Source organism: Candidatus Trichorickettsia mobilis (genome assembly GCF_963422225.1).
Classification (GTDB): Bacteria; Pseudomonadota; Alphaproteobacteria; order Rickettsiales; family Rickettsiaceae; genus Trichorickettsia; species Trichorickettsia mobilis_B.
Map to the genome: position 1 here is coordinate 1,393,993 of NZ_OY728607.1, position 19,350 is coordinate 1,413,342.

Sequence of the window (19,350 nt, forward strand, 5' to 3'; positions counted from 1 at the left end):
ATTTATATTAATAAATTAACATTAATTAATACTTTAGAATATTACAGTGAAATTACTCTTGATACCAGGCAAACAAAAGGAAAGAAACAATTTACCGATAATCAAGATATGATTTACCAATTGCTAATAAATCAAAAGGATTTTCAAAATCCTATAAAATATCAAGTAAAGTTTATACAGTTTATTGCTATAGTAAACGATCCCTCATTATCTAAGTCTTTGATAAAAAAGTTCACTATCAATAACAAAGGGCTTATAAATCTTGGCTATGAAGAAATTGACGAACAGATTAAAAGCTGTCTAAGTTTATCTGGTATTATAAAAACAAATCAAGATGAACTTGCAGCCTAAGTTTAGAAAATTTTTACAAATCTTATTTTTAAGACTTGAGCATTGTTCTTCAAATACTGATACGATGCTGACTCCGCAAGAAACTCGCTTAGTATCCACAGAGCAATTAAATTCTTTAATTGATACTGGTTTAATCAAAAAAAACCATGATCCAAAAACTGCTTGGTGTAATCATTGTGACTGTGTTTGCGATGTAACTACTAAAGATTTAAAAAATTTTTTAATATGCTTTGAATGCTCTAATTTTGAAGTAGTAAATGATATAAATTCTCTTCAGTACTCTACAAGCCTCTCTAAATTAGCAAAGTTTTTACAAAATACTCTTGAGTCGCAGAATGATATTGAAATCATTGATGATAACAGACTATTTTATCTAGGCTATAAAGAAAAATCACGATATTATTTTTTCTATGGAATTCAGCAATCCGACTCCCAAGAAATGCTAAACAAAGTATCTGGGTCTCAGCACACTTTCATTCTAACTCTTAAAAATAATTATAGTTTAAAAATTCCGCACACTCTCTCAGTTTACAATGTTATAGATATTCTTTATTTGCAAAACAATAAATTTTCTTTAGCTTTACCTATAACTATTTATAAAAACTCAATTTCTTCAGTAGGAGGAAATGCAAAAAGTAGAAAATATGATAATGCTCGTAATTTTATAATAACCGAATACAACAAATTATTAATGATTGAAGATAGCAAAAAGTTAACTAAACAAAAACTGTATACCAAAATTGCCAATATGCTACGCAAAAAACCTAATCTTATTCAAGGACTTAAGGACGAAAATTTAGAGGATTATATTAGAAAAACAATAACAAACAAAAAATAAATCTTAGCTCAAAGCCTTTATTCCTCAGTCTTCCAAGGCATATATTTTTGGCTCTTGCTAGCACTTGCCAATGGTTCTGCTGGCACATATCTATATTCATCTATTTTTTCTCAATATAACTAGCAGCACATTTATTAATATTGAGGAGAATATGCAAACAAAAATCAATTCTTATTCAAATACACAACTACTTAACCGAAAAGAGGCTGCTGAATTTCTTGGGGTAAAAGAATCTACTCTAGCACATTGGAAATGCACTGGTCGCTACAATCTAGCATCAGTTAAGATAGGAAGGCTTGTAAAATATAGAGTTACTGACTTAGAAAAATTCGTTGAGAAAGGAGTTAGTAGCCATGAATAATAATATTTTCACTGAAGCCAAGAGCAGCATTTGCACAGAGTCAACCATAATGACCCTTTTACCAAAAGGTAAGCGAGAAGGCAGACATTGGCTAGCCTTGAATCCAATCCGCAATGACAATAATTTAGGCTCGTTTAAAGTTAATCTTACTACAGGACAATTTTATGATTTTGTAACAGGTGATAAAGGAAGTGATATTATATCGCTATATGCTTATCTTAAGGGCTGTTCACAGTATCAAGCAGCTTATGAATTATTAGGAAAAAGTATAAATTTAAAAATCGATAATTTGAGCCACATCCCACCTAAAGCACCTAAATCACCTAAAGTTAATGTAGAAGAATATATTAAGAAGATTTGGTCTGAAACTTGGAGTAGCAGATGCTCTTTAGTTGAAAAATACTTGAAAACTCGAGGTGTAGAAATTGACAGTATACTGCCGTCAATTCGATATCACGGCAACTTATACCATAGTTCATTAAAAAAATGTTTTCCTGCTATGGTAGCGGCAATAACTAGATATGGAAGCGATAAAATCATGGGTCTTCATCGCACTTACCTAAAAGGTGACGGTACTGATAAAGCAGATATATATCCTAATAAAATGATGCTAGGACAAATGAAAGGCGGTGCAGTAATGCTTGCATCTGCTGATTATAAATTAGTAATTACTGAGGGAATAGAAACCGCTTTAAGCGTATATGTGGCAACAGGATTTGCTACATGGGCTAGTTTATCCGCATCAGGAATGATAAATATACAAGTGCCGCCTGTAGATATTACTCGAAAAATTATTATTGCAGCAGATGCCGATGCAGCTGGAATTGAATCGGCAAACAAACTTGCAATTAGACTTTTGGATGAAGGTTATAAAGTTAGTATAGCTAAACCTCTATAAAACGGTTATAATCAAAGGGTATAATTAAAATAATTGTTATGACATATTCGATAGATTTTAGAAAGAAAGTACTGGCTATCAAAGAAAAAGAGAAGATGAGTTTTGAATCAATATCAAAACGTTTTGGAGTAGGAAAAAACACGGTATTTGTATGGACTAAAAAAATATCTCCTCTAAAGAATAGGAATAGAGCTTCGAAAAAAATACCGATTGATAAATTGAGAGAAGACGTGGTGCAATATAGTGACGCGTATCAATATGAAAGAGCTGAGCGGTTAGGAGTGAGTAAATCTGGAATACAAAAAGCATTAAAGAAGTTGAACATTACGTATAAAAAAAGCTTTAAAACATCCGAAGGCAAAAGAAGAAGAGAGGTTAGAATTTCAGAATAAGATAAAAAAGTACGAGGCAGAGGAAAAAGTTATTGTCTTTACCGATGAGAGCGGGTTTGTCCATAGCGCGCCTAGAACTCACGGATATTCGGCAAAAGGCAAGAGGTGTTATGGTGTTCATGATTGGCATCCGTCAAAAAGAACTAATGTTATAGGGGCATTAGTAGGTAAATCGCTGCTAACCGTGTCAATTTTTGACGGCAATGTTAATACAGTTATTTTTAACAGCTGGGTAGAACAAGATTTAATACCGAAATTACCTAATAATTCCGTGGTTGTGACAGACAATGCAAGTTTCCATAAAAGTCCGTATTTAAAAACTATGATAGAAAAAGCTGGTCATATATTGGAGTACTTACCGCCTTATTCTCCTGATTTGAATCCTATTGAACCAAAATGGGCTCAAGCTAAATCTAGAAGAAGGAAATATCGCTGTGACGTAGACACTCTGTTTGAAAAGTACATGTTATAACCGTTTTATAGGGGTTTAGCTATATAGCCACGTTGGTGATTTCCGTCCTTATCCCAGCCGTTGTAATAGTCACTATAAGACTTTAAGAGGACGATACCACTGGCTTCCTTGTTACCAAAAATTGAAAGCGCATCGTTGGTGGCCTGTTCCAAATCGCGAAAGCAGACGATGTTACCGAATGTTTTGACAGAGTTCAGGATTCGGTTGGTACGCGAGAATGCCTGCAAAAGTCCGTGATGTCGTAAATTATTGTCTACCCATAGAGTATTAAGGGTCGTAGCATCAAATCCCGTCAGAAACATGTTTACAACAATCAGCAGATCGACTTGGCGGTTCTTTACCCGCTGTGATAAGTCTTTGTAGTAATTTTCGAACTTGTCAGAGCTTGTATCGTAGCTGGTTCCGAAATCCTTATTATAGTCTGAGATCGCCTGATCCAGAAAATCACGGGAAGATTTATCCAACCCGCTGGTGTCAAAATCCTCATCAGGCAGGATACCGTCATCACCTTCAGCTTCATTTGCACCGAAGCTATAGATAATTGCAATTTTTAATTCCGATTTACTTGATTTAAACTCTGCGTAGTATTTTTTTGCAACCTCAATAGAGCTAACGGCAAAGATAGAATTGAATCCGTAGAGGCGTTTACCTTTCAGCGTGTAACGCTCGTTTCTCTTTGTCTTCTGGTCGAAGTGTTCAAGGATATAATCAGTGACCTGCGTAATACGCTTATGCGAGTTAGCAGCAGCTTCAATATCTATGGCGTGGACTTTCTTATCCTTGACATCACTCTTCATCTTCAGGGTGTTGATATAATCAATCCTGAATGGTAGAACGTTTTCATCGTTGATTGCATCCACAATCGTGTAGGCGTGGAGTTTTTGTCCGAAAGCCTGCTGCGTTGTTTTAAGGTGAGGATTGCCACCAGAAGAAGAATTCGCTGCAAAGATAGGTGTACCTGTGAACCCAAAGATATGATAATTATTAAATGCTTTGGTGATTTTCGTATGCATCTCACCAAACTGAGAGCGGTGGCATTCATCGAAAATCAATACGATATGACCATCAAAGACACTATGCCTATTGTTGCCAGCAATAAACTTAGCCAGCTTCTGAATGGTCGTGATGATTATTTTAGCGTGTCTATCACTAAGCTGTCTTGCCAAAATCGCCGTGCTTGTATTGGAATTGGCTGATCCTTTCTCAAACTTGTCGTATTCCTTCATCGTTTGATAGTCGAGGTCTTTGCGATCCACGACGAAGATCACCTTGGTAATGAAGTCAAGGCGACTCGCAAGCTGCGCGGTTTTAAAGCTGGTCAACGTTTTACCGCTGCCCGTCGTATGCCAAATATATCCGCCCGCATCAATCGTTCCAAGTTGCCTATGGTTTGTTGCCATAGCGATTTTGTTCAGTATGCGCTCTGCTGCCGCAATTTGATAAGGGCGCATCACTAAAAGCAATTTATCGGTGGTGAAAACACAATAACGGGTCAAAACCGAGAGCAAGGAATGCTTTGAGAAGAAGGTTTTGGCAAAATCCACAAGATCGGAAATGCGCTTGTTTGTGGCATCCGTCCACCAGCTGGTGAATTCAAAGCTGTTGCTGGTTTTTTTACCTGAAGTTTTTCCTGCCCGTTCTTTCAAGTGTGCGTTGCGGGTTGTGTTTGAATAGTATTTTGTGTGCGTCCCGTTGGAGATAACAAACAATTGCACATACTCAAAAAGCCCACTTTCAGCCCAGAAACTATCACGCTGATAACGGTTGATCTGGTTGAAAGCTTCGCGGATGGCAGCGCCACGCCGTTTGAGTTCAACATGAATTAGCGGCAGTCCATTAACGAGGACGGTTACGTCATAACGATTTTTGCGTGCACCCTCGGTCTCGAACTGATTGATAACCTGCAATGAATTGTTGTGGATGTTATCCTTATCGAAAATGCGGATATTTTTGGTCGCACCATCATCGCGCTTGAGGCTATAAATGTAATCCTCATGCACCTTGGTAGTTTTCTCTTCAATGGTATCATTCTTGTTGGCAAGATAGTTGTTAAGGATTTGACTCCATTCAGAATCAGTAAACACTACATTATTCAGGTGTGAAATATGATTGCGTAGATTCACCACCAGATCGTTGTTGTTCCGAATGGTCAGATATTCATAACCATTCGTCTGTAAAATGCGGATGAATTCGACCTCAAGCTCGTTTTCCGACTGATACTTAGGATCGCCGTGGTCAATCGGAACATATTCTGCAACCACCGTGCTGTTGGATTTTCGGCAATGGTATTATAACTGGTCATCGAGCAGCCTCCTGGAATGTCAGCAGCCTGTTTCGATAATGCTCGTATTGTTTATGGCGAGCCGAAATCTCGGCTGGTAATCCTACTGATATGTCACTCACCAACGTATCGAACTTATCAAGGATGGATACAATACGCTCTTGCTCCTCCATCGGTGGAACAGGGATTAAAAATTTTTTCATGCTATCCCCACTGACCCGTTTTACCTTTGTGCCAGAAATATGACGTTTTTTCTGTTTCTGGAACTGCTCTGTTTGAAAGAAATATGCAGCGTATTTAGGATGAAGAGAATGCCGATAGATATAGGCATCGCCACTGATGGCAATTTCGTCCTTGCCCAGCCATGCTAATGCTTTGCAGACATCTTCATCATTTTCACTTGTCGTTGCAATGATAAGGTCTCCTGTATGCGCTTTACGCATTTTTTTGGCCAAAGATTCTGACACAAAAGATTTGGTCTTATCCGCAAAAGTTCCGTAGTAGGTATAGATTTGCCCATAGTGAATGCAGCCAACACCAATGTCGGTAAAATCTTTCTTCTGTAATCCATTTCCGCGCACGAATGTTCCTATTTCACTCATCGTCTTCCAGCTTGCCACCTCCGTATCATCGTTAAAGCTCAATAGCTTATTACGATAATAGCTATATTGCTTGCGACGGGCTTCCAGCTCTGTGAAAACATCTAGCACTTTCACAATCTCTTGCTGGATAGAAAGTGGGGGGATGGGGATTTTGATTTCTTTCAATACAGACCAATGTCTATTATATCCACGACTAGAAATCTTAAGGTTGGATATAGAGTAGTAAAGATATTTTGGTAACAATTCTTTAACGGCACAAAGAATTTTTATTCCATCAGCACCTTGTGCGAATGAGAAATTAATAAATTTAGTTATGCAGGTGTGTTCGCCAAATACTACATACTCTCCATCAGGAACTAATAGAACATCATCATTAGTATATCCTGCAATAAATTCCTGTGATTGGTCGATAATTGCATACAATCCATTCTGTGTATAATCCTCACGCTTAATTTTCTTTGGCGCATTTATAACGTTTGTTATTTCATATACTTTCTTAAACTCAACCCCTTCTGGACACAACTTTGCAATCATGTCATCAATTCTACTCATGCATGCATGCCTCCCTTTTTCATGGTCGCTTTCATTGCGTTGCTGAGTGGGGTGGTTATTCATTACAAATCCTCGGTATTAAATTCGCTATAACCCTCATAATAATAGCTAACATCAATGCCCTTCATGAAGGTTTTGCGGTCATGTATCTTATCGGTTAGGGCACCCCCCAGAAGTTGCTTGATTTCGATGTCCTTCACCACGCTGCGTTCCATGGCGGATAGGTACGCTTCCTTATCCACCAGATTCCAATCAATCACTTTTTGGATATTCGCTTTCAGTATGACATCGAGCCAGATGCGTGTTGCACGTCCGTTGCCTTCCCTGAAGGGGTGAGCGATGTTCATCTCAACATATTTTTCAATAATCTCATCAAAGTTGCCTTGCGCCATTACGTCGATATATTCCAATGATTGCTTCAAATACATCAGCGGCACAAAACGGAAATTGCCCTTAGCTATATTCACCTCACGGATTTTACCCGCAAAATCATAAATATCTTCAAACAAAATTCTATGAATATGTGCCAAACCTGCAAATGTTCCAACCTCAATTTTGTTGATTTCCTCCGTATCAAAAAGCTGCTTGGCTTTTTGCTTGCTGATTTTTTCCTCGGATCGAGAAAGCTCAATCTGGTTTGTTATGTTTAATTTATTTTCTAATACCATGTTATAACCCCTCTAAATCTGCTACAATCGCATCAATCTGCTTGCGTAATTCGGCTTGGTGTTTGACAATCTGTGCGATGTGGGCATTCAGCTCCGTTATATCCACAATCTCGCGCGTGTCCTTTAGCACCACATATGTGCCGGTACTGATATTGTAGTCGTTCTTTGCAACCTCGGCATGATCTACAAGGCGCGAGAAATATTCTTGGGTTTCCCTACCCACGTAGCAGTCCAGAATTCTTTTTGCATTTGCACTCGTCAGCTTGTTTTTGGCTGATCCACGCACAAATTCAGCACTTGCATCAACAAACAACGTCTTGTTATCAGTCTTATTCTTCTTCTTCAACACCAGAATGCAGGTGGCGATTGTCGTTCCAAAAAATAGGTCAGGTGGTAGCTGGATAACTGCATCAACGAAGTTGTTATCGATTAGATATTGCCTAATTTTTTGTTCCGCTCCGCCGCGATACATCACACCAGGGAAACAAACAATGGCTGCCGTGCCATTTGTGGCAAGCCATGAAAGTGCGTGCATGACAAAAGCCAAATCCGCCTTGGACTTTGGGGCAAGTATGCCAGCAGGTGTAAAACGCTCGTCATTAATCAGAATCGGATTTGCATCGCCATCCCATTTGATGGAATAAGGTGGATTGGAAACGATGGCTTCAAATGGCTCATCGTCCCAATGCTTGGCTTCAGTCAGTGTGTTACCATGCGCAATATCAAACTGCTCATAGTTGATATCGTGCAGGAACATATTAATGCGGCAAAGGTTATAAGTCGTGATGTTGATTTCTTGCCCGTAAAAACCGTTGCGAACATTTTCTTTGCCCAGAACCTTGGCAAATTTGAGAAGGAGTGAACCAGAGCCACATGCGGGATCATAGACCTTGTTGACTTCTGTTTTTCCTACGACCGTGATTCGTGCAAGCAACTCGGAAACCTCTTGGGGTGTAAAGAATTCACCGCCTGATTTACCTGCATTGGCGGCATACATGGTCATGAGGTATTCATAGGCATCCCCGAAGAGATCAATAGAGTTATCGCCATAGTTGCCGAGGTTCAAATTGCCGATGGCATTTATCAATTTGACCAGTATCTCATTACGTTTGCTAACCGTTGAACCTAGTTTATTGCTGTTAACATCGATGTCATCAAACAGCCCGCGCATATCGTTCTCACTGTCCGTACCTTTGGCCGATGCCTCAATGTTCTTAAAGACCTTTTCAAGCGTTTCGTTCAGGTTGGTGTCAAAGGCAGCTTGCTTGCGGATGTTATCAAACAACTCGCTTGGATGAATAAAGAAGCCCTTTTCTTCAAGAATGAGCTCACGGCCATGCTCGGCTTCGTCATCTTTAAGTTTGGCATAGCTGAAATTTTTTTCTCCAGCTTCGAGCTGCTTTTCATTAATATAGGAGGTAAGATTTTCGGAGATAAAGCGATAGAACAGCATTCCAAGAACATACTGCTTGAAGTCCCAACCATCCACACTACCACGCAAATCGTTTGCAATTCTCCAAATTGTAGAATGTAGTGCTGCACGTTCCTGTTCTTTCTTTATATCAGTCATTTTCTTCTTAAGATGATAAATTATCTATTGAATTACTATAATACTTTGTTTAACCTAAAGTAGAATAATATAAATAAACATAAGTAAAATGTTATACAACATAGATATAATAATTATCGTATCTTTTTTAGCAATTAATTTATTAGTCGGTTTATATTCAGGTAAAAGTATCAAGACAATAAAGCAATATGCTGTAGGTAATAGAAATTTTAGTACGGCAACTATTGCTGCAACTATTATTGCTACATGGATTGGTGGCGGTTTTTTCTACAGCGCAATATCAGAGACCTATAAAGAAGGATTATGGCATCTAATAGCACGATTTGGTGATGTACTAACCTTATTAATAGTTGGTTATGTCATAGCTCCTAGAGTAAGTGGATTCTTGGGTAAAATTTCTGTTGCAGAAATTATGGGAGACTTGTACGGCAAGAATATTAGGTTTATCACAGCCGTTGCTTCAATTTTATTATCAATAGGCTATGTTGCCGTACAAATTAAAGTTTTGGTAGATTTATTTTATCATTTTTTTGGCTTTTCCAGTATTTACGCAGTACTAGCTGCAAGTATAGTAATTACTACTTACTCTACAGTAGGAGGGATTAGAGCTATTACCTTTACCGATGTAATTCAATTTTTAACTTTTGGTGTATTTGTCCCACTCTTTGCCATATTTGTTTGGAGCTTATTTGATAATCCACCAGGGACAATCATGAACGCTACTAAAAGTAATCCTTTATTTTGTGCAACTACAGTATTCAATTTTTATAACCCAAAACTCTATTCTTTTTTTATCTTATTCCTATACTACACTATACCTGGTTTAGATCCAGCTACTGTCCAAAGAATCTTGATGGCAAAGAACATTGCTCAGGTTCGTAAATCTTTTTCATTAGCAGCATTATTTTGTCTATTTATCGGAGCAACAGGGTGCTTTATCGGTATAACCATACTTGCGCATAATCCAAATCTAAATTCCGATACTCTGGTAACATATGTGATAGATAACTATTCTTATCCAGGGTTAAAGGGGCTAACTTTAATTGGCATTATGGCAATGATCATGTCCAGTGCTGATTCTTACATCAATTCAGCAGCAGTGATCTTTGCTCATGATTTAATAAAACCATCAAAAAACACTCTACACTTATCTCGTATTTTCTCAATATTTGTTGGAATATCGGCAACTATTTTAGCATTATCTGCAAATAACCTATATGACTTATTGTTGCTGGCTGGAAATTTTTATACCCCTGTAATTACTATGCCATTGTTATTAGCTATCTTTGGCTTTCGTAGTACTCCAAAAGTAGCTTTAACTGCTATTATTGTAGGAATTTCAACAGTAATAATCTGGAGGATATTCATCCAACAAACAACAGGAATTGATAGTATTATTCCGGGAACTATTGCTAATTTAGCTACTATGTTGTTGATGCATTATTTATTAAATGAATCTGGTGGATGGGTAAATGCTAAAGATAATGATAATTTAAAAGAAATTGCACCAAAACGTCAGCAAGGAATTAAATATTTTTTTACTAATTTACCTACAAAAATTACTAATTTCAGTTTGATAAAATATAGTAAATTAAATCCTCTAAAAATAGAGATGGTTTATGTTTATGCTGTTTTTAGCGTAATCTCAGCAACAATAATTACTCTCTCCATTGATAGAACAGTATATTATCACTATTTCCGCTTAATCAATATTTTGTTAGGTGCTGTATTATTTATAGCTACTAGTCTTATTTGCTTAAAATTATGGTCAAGTAATTTTAAAAGAAAATATTTAGGAATTATATGGTTAATATCTATATTTATTGTTTCGTCATTTATAAGTAGTTTTCTAGTTTTAATAAGTAACTTTAATCATATATCATTGGTTGTTCTAATTTTGAACTTAACTATTATTGGTATGTTACTTAGATGGCAATCTACATTAATAATCATCGCTTCAGGCATAATTTTATCTATTATTCTTTACCAACAATATATAGGAATACTGCATCTTTCTACAGAACTAGAGGACTTAAGATTAAAGATGGTCTATATACTATTTATGATTAGCAGTATATTAATTGCTTTCTTTAAACCTAAACAAGCGCAACAAGAACTTACAGAAGAAAAAGTAGAGCATTTAGGTATTCATATACACGACAGAGAAAAAGAGCTGGAGAAATCACAGGGGCTAAAATATGAATTTCTCCGTAACTTAGAACATGAAGCACGTACACCTATTGTTGGTATTACAAGTATGGGGCAAGTTTTGTGGGATAATTATGATAAATTTACTGAAGAGCAAAGACGTGAAGCTACTCATGAAATAGCAAAAAGTTCTCAGAGGTTAGAAACTCTTATTAACAATATGATTGACGTATCTAAACTTTCGAGTCTCAACTATGTATTAAATAAAAAGCAGGTGGATTTAAGTGATTTAATATATAAACGCCTAGATTATTGCAAAAAACTATATTTGGAAGATAAGGACTTAGAATTTTTCTGTGATATAGAAGATGATGTATTGGTAAGTTGTGATGAACATTACATTACTTCAACTCTAGACAATTTAATTGTTAATGCGATTTCTTATAGTAAAAATGGTAGAATCACAATCAAATTTAATAAGAATAATGATTTTGTTACTTTTAAAATTACCGATGAAGGAATAGCTATACCGCAAAAAGAACTATATTCTATTTTCGAAGCTTTTAAAGTTAGTTCTAGGACTAAAACACCCGCTGGGGGTAGGGGCATAGGTCTCGCTCTTTGCAAGGGGGCTGTAGAGGCTCATAAAGGGCAAATATGGTGTAAAAGCAATGGTAAGAAAGGATCTACCTTTGCTTTTACTCTGCCGATAAACAGCTAATTTTACAAAACGGATTTTTCAAGATTTTTTACCTCTCTTACTTCTTGTAACTTAATAAGCATAGCAAGAGTCTTTTCAAATTTTCTGTCTAAATGACTCTCGTATCTAGAGTATTTATCAAGTTCTTTATCTGTTAAAAAAGACTTGCCTAAAATTTGCTGTTTAATTTTAGATCTATTTTCAAGCTCATAGATACGTTTTTCATAATACTTTTTAGCGTCTTTTGTCCAAGATAATAATCCTTCTGCCGTAGATGAAGAAATATCGTTCTCCTCATCATTAAGCCAATCATTTTTCCAGTTGGTCTGATCTTCTTCGTGTAGAGCGGATAATCCATTTTCATAAGAGTTTGTTTCTTTTAAAATCCGTATTGCTACTAGGCAATGTTCAAAACATTCCTTAGCTATTCTTAATTCATCTTCAGTTTCATTTTCACTAGATAATATCGCTTCTTTTATATTAAAGTTTTCTATTTCATACGATCTTGCCAGCAAAGCATCTTTTGCAGAATCATTACTACCAAAACTATCTCTTCCTACATTTCTACTTAACGATGATTGTAAACTACTCATCTCAGCATACTTAAGACGCATTTTACGCCATATAATTCCTGCCAATTCTTCAACTAAATGCTCTTCAGTTGTACTATTAGGATTATATTCTCTAACCAAAGAACTAAGAAGAGAATCATAATCCTCTCTATTTTCCCAGTGCATTACAGTGTATTTTGAAAGTATACCGTGTTTTAAGGCATTGTATTTTGAAGCATCATAACCAAACACTGTTAACACAGCATTGTTGTCTTCAACAAAATTTATATTTTTTGCTAACATATAACTAATTATTATTTTTTTAATTTAGCTAGGATTTTACAATAAAAGCCTTTAATTCGTCTATCCTTATTTGTTTATTACAAAATAATTTCAGTATTTCTTTTGAATACTTATTCTACCTTTAACCAATCAATCTTAGGTGCTTTTTGTTAATTCATTCTTTTTTAATAGGATATCTCGTAAAGTTAAAAATTCAGCTTCATTACGAGATAACTTCCCTTCAAATTCTATGATAGCAGCACGCTCTTCTACTAGAATTTTATCATCATAATTTAACTCATCGCAATATTTTTCAAAATTTAGCACTTCTCCACCTAAAGTGTCTAAAGTACCTAAAGTTTGTAATATCAAATATTTATTTTCAAATTGCTTAAAGTTAAATTTAGGAAATATATTCATAAAATTATTAATTCTTTATGATTTTAAACGCATTTTTTCTCATTTTTCCCTTTATTAATGTTGGTTCGTCTTGCTTTTTAAGCCAGCCATGATCTATTAATATAGTAACAATTTTTGATGCCGTTGCTTTTGTAGAAATTGCATTTAAGCCTCTTTGATATATATCCGGTAGCGATATATAATCCTCATCCCATTTATTATGCAGCCAATCAAGAAGCTTTTCAGCAAGTATTATATCTGGATCAATTACCCCATTGTTAAATAACCTTAGTGCTTCTTCTCCGTAGTATGACGCAATTTCAATTCCCATTTTTATGTATTGATAATCTAATTGTTTAACCTCTATATTGTCTATTGCAGCAAATGTAGCAGCTATTCTATACGCATGCTCTGGTAGCTTATTTGCAAAACCTTTAATAGACTCAAGAGACTTACTGGGAGCAAGCTCTTTTTCTATATGATCGGAAAACTCATTATAGGCATTTAATGCCTGACCTTCCATATTGATTATTCTTGGATTTAATTCGTTAGTACAACCATCTTTAATTGGCAAAGGTAATCTAAATATTTTATCAATTATTTGATTAAATGTAGTTAAGGCTTCAACGCTCTCAGATTTTACCTCGTGTTGAAATCTAGTACCTATTGTGGTTAGTGGATAACTAATTAGTAGCCTAGAACACAAACCTTGGTCTTTTAATGCTATATCGGATAAAAAATTTGTACCGATATTTGGTTGCACCATTAAGTGCATACTTAATCTTTTACCTGCTAATATAATAGTGCCGTCACCGCCTCTTACTCTTTTTATCGGTTCACCATCCCACATCTCGGATAACGCAGCGGCGGTACGAATTTTATTATCCGCACTCATACCGTAACCACCAACAAACTGTCCGCCTTCCGAGGAAAAAATACCGAGACTCGGTCTGCTTGTTATCATTAATTTACATAACCCTTCAAACGTAGGATCAGGACATACAATTAATGGAACAAGCGGTGATACTGGTTTTGCTCCAAGTGCATCTAATTTGCTTTTTATTATATCTCTAGAACCGTTTGTACTTTTTTGCTCCCTAAGAATTAGCTCATATTCTCTTTTCCATGTCGTACAATCGTTTTCCCAGGCTTGTAGATCTACGCTGTTTTCTTTCCTAAGTTCCTCTTCATAATCTCTAACTGTCTTCAACATGACATTATCGCAACTAGTTTTTCTTTCGCCGCTTTCCGCAATAGTTAGAAAAAAGCATGAAATAGGCTTTATCTCTCCAAAAGGCATCATTATATTCATACCGATTGCAATAATTAACACGGTGTATTTATCCAGTCTCTATACATAATTGATTTTACTAAATCTACATTCTGAGCAAGTTGATTCCAAGCGTAACAAGCCATAGTGACAATATCTTCATATGCACCGTAACATTGGTTAGACAAGAAATGATTTTTGATCCACTCCCAAACTTGTTCCATTGCATTAAGTTCTGGTGCATAAGGCGGAAGCGGTATCAAAGTGATATTGCTTGGAACAGTTAGTTTTTTGGCTGTGTGCCAACCTGCATTATCCATTAGTAAAGCTATATGTCGGTTGCTTTGAGTAGTGAGAGAAAGGTCTTCTAAGAATTTATTCATTGCCCGTGTGTTGGCATATGGTAAAATTAATGCAAAAGATTCTCCCGTATCATGGCAAGCAGCTCCGTAAATGTATGTTGAAATGAATTGCTGTTGCCGAACTTTACGGGGTCTAGTGCCGCGTTTAGCCCATATACGAGTTAAGCTACCTTGTTGCCCAACTCGAGTTTCATCCTGAGACCATATATCAACGTTACATCTATCGATATTTTTTGGTAATAATTCTGTTAACATGTCTGGGAAGTTTTTTTATATGTATTTTGAGTCTCTTGATTTGACTTTGGATGCATTGAACGAGAAGTAATCCAGCTAAAACCAAGGCGATGCATAGTATTGTAGACTGTTTTTAAAGCGCATTTAGCGCCATATTCCTCAAGCAACATGTTATGTAGCTCCTTTGCGGTTATATACCCGCCAGTTTCACTTTCACTGAGCATATTGATTTTATCAAAAAGAGCAGATTCTTGTAGAGTGTTAATCTTCCTAGGAGCGCCGCTTCTTTGTGATTCAAATAAACCTTCAAAACCATGATTTCTAAATCTTCTGAGCCATGATTGCACGGTTTTCCAGTGCAACTTCACTATTGCAGATATGGCTTTAAAAGATTTGCCTAATTGAAGGTGATACATCGCCAATAAACGTATGCGATTCCGACCATGCGGCTCATGTTTCATCATTTTTATAAAATCATGATCATGAAAACCTAGCGGCAATATTAACTTAGCTATTTGAGTACCTTTTATCCGTTAAAAATCCATTTTAGGCCACCGCGTTAATTATTGCAATTGGTATCACATGACCTTGCACGCTAAGATTTACTACAGCAAGAACCGATTGCGCACATAGTGCAATAGGCGCTTGTATTTTGTCATGTAGAGCAAGGACAGTGTTTTTTAACATCGGAGGCAATGAATCTATAGGAAATTCAGTCGGCGGCTGCAACGGTTTTCTAAGAGGTTCTGGTAATTCCTTGTCAATTACAGTTGCATTTGCTATACTGTCTTTTACCTGTTGTACAGTCATTAGACCTCTTTCGAAACTGGACTAAATATGCTATAAAGTCGAATTTACTTAATTTAGAACTATATGAGATATAAAAATTTAAGCATTTTATCGGAAGAGCATTTTAGAAGATTAACTGGGGTAAGAAATAGTACATTCGAAAAGATGGTAGGGATTTTAAAGACAGAGAAACAAATAAATAGGAGGTACCAAGGTGGCAGAAGAGCTAGTCTTAGTATGGAAGACAGCCTATTAATGACACTTGAATATTTAAGGGAATACCGTACCTATTTTCATATAGCTAAGAATTATGGGGTTAGCGAAAGCAGTGCATTTAAAACAATTCGTTTTGTTGAAGACACTCTAATAAAACATCCGGATTTTGCTCTTCCAGGTAAGAAGGCTCTAGTTAAAAGCGGTATGGAGTATGAATTAGTTTTAATAGATGCTACAGAAAGCCCTATAGAGCGACCCCAAAAAAACAGAAATACTATTACTCAGGTAAAAAGAAAAGACATACGTTAAAGACTCAAATAGTAGTAGATAAGAAAAGCAAACGAGTCATATGCACTTCTTTTTCCAATGGTAAGCGTCATGATTTTAAATTATTTAAAGAATCAAGAACCCATATACTGCCTGAGGTTAAAGTGATTACTGATACTGGTTATCAAGGCTTACAGAAGATTCATACAAATTCTGAGCTACCAAAGAAAAAGAGTAAAAAGAATGCTTTAACCAAAGAAGATAAGAAAAATAATAGAAGTTTAGCAAGTGACAGAGTATTAAATGAAAATGTTATAGGTATGTTAAAGCGTTTTAAAATAATTGCTGATAAATATCGAAATAGACGCAAAAGATTTGGTCTTAGGTTCAATTTAATTGCTGGTTTATATAATTGGGATCTTGGTAAATGAGTTTCGAAAGAGGTCTATTATTGCACCTCCTTCAATAAGTCGTTAAAATCAGTGTCTTGAGAAGGCATTGCAATATAGCTAAACCTCTATAAAACGGTTATAATCAAAGGGTATAATTAAAATAATTGTTATGACATATTCGATAGATTTTAGAAAGAAAGTACTGGCTATCAAAGAAAAAGAGAAGATGAGTTTTGAATCAATATCAAAACGTTTTGGAGTAGGAAAAAACACGGTATTTGTATGGACTAAAAAAATATCTCCTCTAAAGAATAGGAATAGAGCTTCGAAAAAAATACCGATTGATAAATTGAGAGAAGACGTGGTGCAATATAGTGACGCGTATCAATATGAAAGAGCTGAGCGGTTAGGAGTGAGTAAATCTGGAATACAAAAAGCATTAAAGAAGTTGAACATTACGTATAAAAAAAGCTTTAAAACATCCGAAGGCAAAAGAAGAAGAGAGGTTAGAATTTCAGAATAAGATAAAAAAGTACGAGGCAGAGGAAAAAGTTATTGTCTTTACCGATGAGAGCGGGTTTGTCCATAGCGCGCCTAGAACTCACGGATATTCGGCAAAAGGCAAGAGGTGTTATGGTGTTCATGATTGGCATCCGTCAAAAAGAACTAATGTTATAGGGGCATTAGTAGGTAAATCGCTGCTAACCGTGTCAATTTTTGACGGCAATGTTAATACAGTTATTTTTAACAGCTGGGTAGAACAAGATTTAATACCGAAATTACCTAATAATTCCGTGGTTGTGACAGACAATGCAAGTTTCCATAAAAGTCCGTATTTAAAAACTATGATAGAAAAAGCTGGTCATATATTGGAGTACTTACCGCCTTATTCTCCTGATTTGAATCCTATTGAACCAAAATGGGCTCAAGCTAAATCTAGAAGAAGGAAATATCGCTGTGACGTAGACACTCTGTTTGAAAAGTACATGTTATAACCGTTTTATAGGGGTTTAGCTATAGCCAAAACACTTCAAGATTTATAGCTGAATCATAGGCAAGTAGGATTAAATATGTCACTTAACTTAGTAAAAATTGTAGCAGATTATCTACAGGCGAATCCTGAACAAAAATTTACTTCCCGTGAAATTGCTGAATGGGTATTTACAACATATCCTGACAAATGTCGTGACAAAAAAGAGCGCAGCACATCAATAACTAGTGATGTAGAACTTGTGCACCAGCTAGTAAGAGAAATGAGCTCTATGCGTTATTTCTTTGTTCGTCTCAAAAAAAAGAACTCCAATATTAAGATAGTAGAGGGAAGACCGCGTAGGTACTACTATACTAGCAAAACAGATATTAATGAGGTTTTTCAAACAGAGAATATCGATTCAGTTATTGTAAGACCATCGATTACGAACGCATTCATCTCTGAACATGATTTGTATTCAAAATTATTTAAGTACTTATCATCAGAGTTTGGGCTTTACAGTAAACGTATAGATGAAAGACGTTCGTCAAATATGCGCGGTTTTAGAGGCAATCATTGGCTTTATCCTGACATTGTAGCGATGGAAGATTTGTCCTCTGAGTGGAATCTAGAAGTTAAAAACTGCGTACAGCATTATTCTGATAAATGGACACGCTTATGGTCTTTTGAAGTTAAATTGTTGATAAATCGCTCAAATGTTCGGGAATGCTTTTTCCAAACGGTATCGAATTCTTCATGGGCGAATTTTGGTTATTTGGTAGCATCTCAAATCGAAGGAAGCGATACTCTGAAAGAACTGAGAATTTTAAATGCCTTGCATGGTATTGGATTTATCAGCCTAGATTCAGATAACCCTCCAGAAAGTCAACTGCTTATACCAGCCAGAGAAAGAACAGAAGTTGATTGGGATACCATTAATAGACTCACAGAAGAAAGTAAGGATTTTATCGTTTTTATTAAATCTATCAGGCAGTTTTATCAAACTGGTGAAGTGAAATCAGTAGATTGGGATACGCCGAATGATTAATATAGAGATTTCTATGTCAATTAACACGGTGCTTTATTTTGCTAAGGATAACAATATAAATTGTATTGTTATAAAAGAAAATCCAAGCAGAGTAATGTTTGAAGGTGAAGAGTCTTCTTTAAGCGCTGCTGCCTTAAAGGCTCTTAAAAAGATAGGTTACAATTGGAGTTCTGCTAGAGGTGGCGATTTCTGGAAATATGAAGATGAGACTATAACATCTAGACGCCTTCGTATGGAAGTATAACAAAAATTTCATTTACTTTTGCATAACTCACAATACTACAATAACTAAAAGAGATAAGAAGAACTTTAGGTAACTTTAGCCGACTTTAGGTAAGATAAATATGGACTTCTATAATCTCATAACTTCTTTAATTCAAAGGACTTTCAGATAGTAAAATGCAAAACTTTAGGTGGTTTAGGTACTTTAGGTGGAGAGCTTTCAAAAATCAAAAATTCATAACAGTGATTCTTATTTAAGAATTTAAAAATAGTCAAATAAGCTTGATATCTAATACAATATTTTAATTTTATATCTAAAACTTTGTTCTAAAGTATACCCTAAGTATACCCCACCAAAATTCCTTAATTAAAAAAACTATGGAGCTTTAGTAGGTATTGGCGGGAGTGACGGGACTCGAACCCGCGACCTTCTGCGTGACAGGCAGACGCTCTAACCAACTGAGCTACACCCCCCGACTAAATCGTATGGCAGGTAATATATACTGCTAACGACA

At 35.9% G+C, this 19,350-nt stretch carries 22 protein-coding genes and 1 tRNA gene; 12 read left to right on the plus strand and 11 right to left on the minus strand.

What is annotated here, in order from left to right:
• The first annotated feature begins 108 nt into the window (after positions 1-108).
• The 6 genes from R2I74_RS06540 (at position 109) to R2I74_RS06565 (ending at position 3,312) form a co-directional block, all read left to right on the plus strand.
• A complete protein-coding gene (locus R2I74_RS06540; RefSeq protein WP_316354694.1) occupies positions 109-351 on the plus strand; it encodes a hypothetical protein in 243 nt (80 codons plus the stop codon).
• A complete protein-coding gene (locus R2I74_RS06545; protein WP_316354695.1) occupies positions 335-1,189 on the plus strand; it encodes a hypothetical protein in 855 nt (284 codons plus the stop codon). The genes R2I74_RS06540 and R2I74_RS06545 overlap by 17 nt, the downstream gene beginning before the upstream one ends.
• A gap of 151 nt (positions 1,190-1,340) precedes the next feature.
• Positions 1,341-1,550 (plus strand): helix-turn-helix transcriptional regulator, encoded by a 210-nt coding sequence (locus R2I74_RS06550; RefSeq protein ID WP_316354696.1) that lies wholly within the window; start codon positions 1,341-1,343, stop codon positions 1,548-1,550.
• Positions 1,543-2,448 carry a DUF7146 domain-containing protein gene (locus R2I74_RS06555; RefSeq protein WP_316354697.1) on the plus strand — a complete coding sequence of 302 codons (906 nt, stop codon included), beginning with the start codon at positions 1,543-1,545 and terminating at the stop codon, positions 2,446-2,448. The genes R2I74_RS06550 and R2I74_RS06555 overlap by 8 nt, the downstream gene beginning before the upstream one ends.
• A gap of 38 nt (positions 2,449-2,486) precedes the next feature.
• Complete coding sequence (locus R2I74_RS06560) at positions 2,487-2,840, plus strand: IS630 transposase-related protein (RefSeq protein WP_316353116.1); 354 nt, start codon at positions 2,487-2,489, stop codon at positions 2,838-2,840.
• Between the two features lies 1 nt (position 2,841).
• Entirely contained in the window at positions 2,842-3,312 is a 471-nt protein-coding gene (locus tag R2I74_RS06565; RefSeq protein ID WP_316355238.1) for an IS630 family transposase, read from the plus strand.
• A gap of 5 nt (positions 3,313-3,317) precedes the next feature.
• Here R2I74_RS06565 and R2I74_RS06570 read toward each other — a convergent pair whose 3' ends face one another.
• The 4 genes from R2I74_RS06570 to R2I74_RS06585 all read right to left on the minus strand — a co-directional run bounded on the left by R2I74_RS06570 (position 3,318) and on the right by R2I74_RS06585 (position 8,985).
• Entirely contained in the window at positions 3,318-5,573 is a 2,256-nt protein-coding gene (locus R2I74_RS06570; protein ID WP_316354698.1) for a type I restriction endonuclease subunit R, read from the minus strand.
• A 37-nt stretch (positions 5,574-5,610) separates the two neighbouring features.
• Positions 5,611-6,747 (minus strand): restriction endonuclease subunit S, encoded by a 1,137-nt coding sequence (locus tag R2I74_RS06575; protein WP_316354699.1) that lies wholly within the window; start codon positions 6,745-6,747, stop codon positions 5,611-5,613.
• A gap of 62 nt (positions 6,748-6,809) precedes the next feature.
• Positions 6,810-7,415 carry a protein adenylyltransferase Fic gene (fic, locus tag R2I74_RS06580; protein WP_316354700.1) on the minus strand — a complete coding sequence of 202 codons (606 nt, stop codon included), beginning with the start codon at positions 7,413-7,415 and terminating at the stop codon, positions 6,810-6,812.
• 1 nt (position 7,416) lies between these two features.
• The gene (locus R2I74_RS06585; RefSeq protein ID WP_316354703.1) at positions 7,417-8,985 is read right to left on the minus strand and encodes a type I restriction-modification system subunit M; all 1,569 of its coding nucleotides are present in this window, start codon (positions 8,983-8,985) and stop codon (positions 7,417-7,419) included.
• 88 nt (positions 8,986-9,073) lie between these two features.
• Between R2I74_RS06585 and R2I74_RS06590 the strand changes: the two genes are divergently transcribed.
• Positions 9,074-11,854 carry a sodium:solute symporter family transporter gene (locus R2I74_RS06590; protein ID WP_316354705.1) on the plus strand — a complete coding sequence of 927 codons (2,781 nt, stop codon included), beginning with the start codon at positions 9,074-9,076 and terminating at the stop codon, positions 11,852-11,854.
• 2 nt (positions 11,855-11,856) lie between these two features.
• On the opposite strand, the gene R2I74_RS06595 is transcribed toward R2I74_RS06590, so the two are convergent.
• From R2I74_RS06595 to R2I74_RS06620, 6 genes are all read right to left on the minus strand, one after another.
• Positions 11,857-12,687, minus strand: a complete 831-nt coding sequence (locus R2I74_RS06595) for a hypothetical protein (RefSeq protein ID WP_316354707.1) — start codon at positions 12,685-12,687, stop codon at positions 11,857-11,859.
• A gap of 135 nt (positions 12,688-12,822) precedes the next feature.
• Positions 12,823-13,086 carry a hypothetical protein gene (locus R2I74_RS06600; protein ID WP_316354709.1) on the minus strand — a complete coding sequence of 88 codons (264 nt, stop codon included), beginning with the start codon at positions 13,084-13,086 and terminating at the stop codon, positions 12,823-12,825.
• Positions 13,087-13,093: 7 nt separating this feature from the next.
• Positions 13,094-14,398, minus strand: a complete 1,305-nt coding sequence (locus tag R2I74_RS06605) for a YfjI family protein (protein ID WP_316354710.1) — start codon at positions 14,396-14,398, stop codon at positions 13,094-13,096.
• Positions 14,392-14,952: an IS630 family transposase gene (locus tag R2I74_RS06610; RefSeq protein ID WP_316353004.1), complete on the minus strand. Its 561-nt coding sequence runs from the start codon at positions 14,950-14,952 to the stop codon at positions 14,392-14,394. The genes R2I74_RS06605 and R2I74_RS06610 overlap by 7 nt, the downstream gene beginning before the upstream one ends.
• Positions 14,946-15,431: a helix-turn-helix domain-containing protein gene (locus R2I74_RS06615; protein WP_316353080.1), complete on the minus strand. Its 486-nt coding sequence runs from the start codon at positions 15,429-15,431 to the stop codon at positions 14,946-14,948. The genes R2I74_RS06610 and R2I74_RS06615 overlap by 7 nt, the downstream gene beginning before the upstream one ends.
• A 46-nt stretch (positions 15,432-15,477) precedes the next feature.
• Positions 15,478-15,741: a hypothetical protein gene (locus R2I74_RS06620; protein WP_316354711.1), complete on the minus strand. Its 264-nt coding sequence runs from the start codon at positions 15,739-15,741 to the stop codon at positions 15,478-15,480.
• A gap of 63 nt (positions 15,742-15,804) precedes the next feature.
• Here R2I74_RS06620 and R2I74_RS06625 point away from each other — a divergent pair.
• From R2I74_RS06625 to R2I74_RS06645, 5 genes are all read left to right on the plus strand, one after another.
• A protein-coding gene (locus tag R2I74_RS06625; RefSeq protein ID WP_316353078.1) for an IS5 family transposase occupies positions 15,805-16,634 on the plus strand; the annotation gives its coding sequence in 2 pieces (ribosomal slippage) (positions 15,805-16,195 and positions 16,195-16,634; 831 coding nt in all).
• 130 nt (positions 16,635-16,764) lie between these two features.
• On the plus strand, positions 16,765-17,118 hold the full coding sequence (locus R2I74_RS06630) for an IS630 transposase-related protein (RefSeq protein WP_316353116.1): 354 nt from the start codon (positions 16,765-16,767) through the stop codon (positions 17,116-17,118).
• A 1-nt stretch (position 17,119) separates the two neighbouring features.
• Positions 17,120-17,590 (plus strand): IS630 family transposase, encoded by a 471-nt coding sequence (locus tag R2I74_RS06635; protein WP_316355238.1) that lies wholly within the window; start codon positions 17,120-17,122, stop codon positions 17,588-17,590.
• Between the two features lie 75 nt (positions 17,591-17,665).
• Complete coding sequence (locus tag R2I74_RS06640) at positions 17,666-18,613, plus strand: COG2958 family protein (protein WP_316354712.1); 948 nt, start codon at positions 17,666-17,668, stop codon at positions 18,611-18,613.
• Positions 18,606-18,857 (plus strand): hypothetical protein, encoded by a 252-nt coding sequence (locus R2I74_RS06645; RefSeq protein ID WP_316354714.1) that lies wholly within the window; start codon positions 18,606-18,608, stop codon positions 18,855-18,857. The genes R2I74_RS06640 and R2I74_RS06645 overlap by 8 nt, the downstream gene beginning before the upstream one ends.
• Positions 18,858-19,232: 375 nt before the next feature.
• Here R2I74_RS06645 and R2I74_RS06650 read toward each other — a convergent pair.
• A tRNA-Asp gene (locus tag R2I74_RS06650) sits at positions 19,233-19,309 on the minus strand.
• Positions 19,310-19,350: the final 41 nt, after the last annotated feature.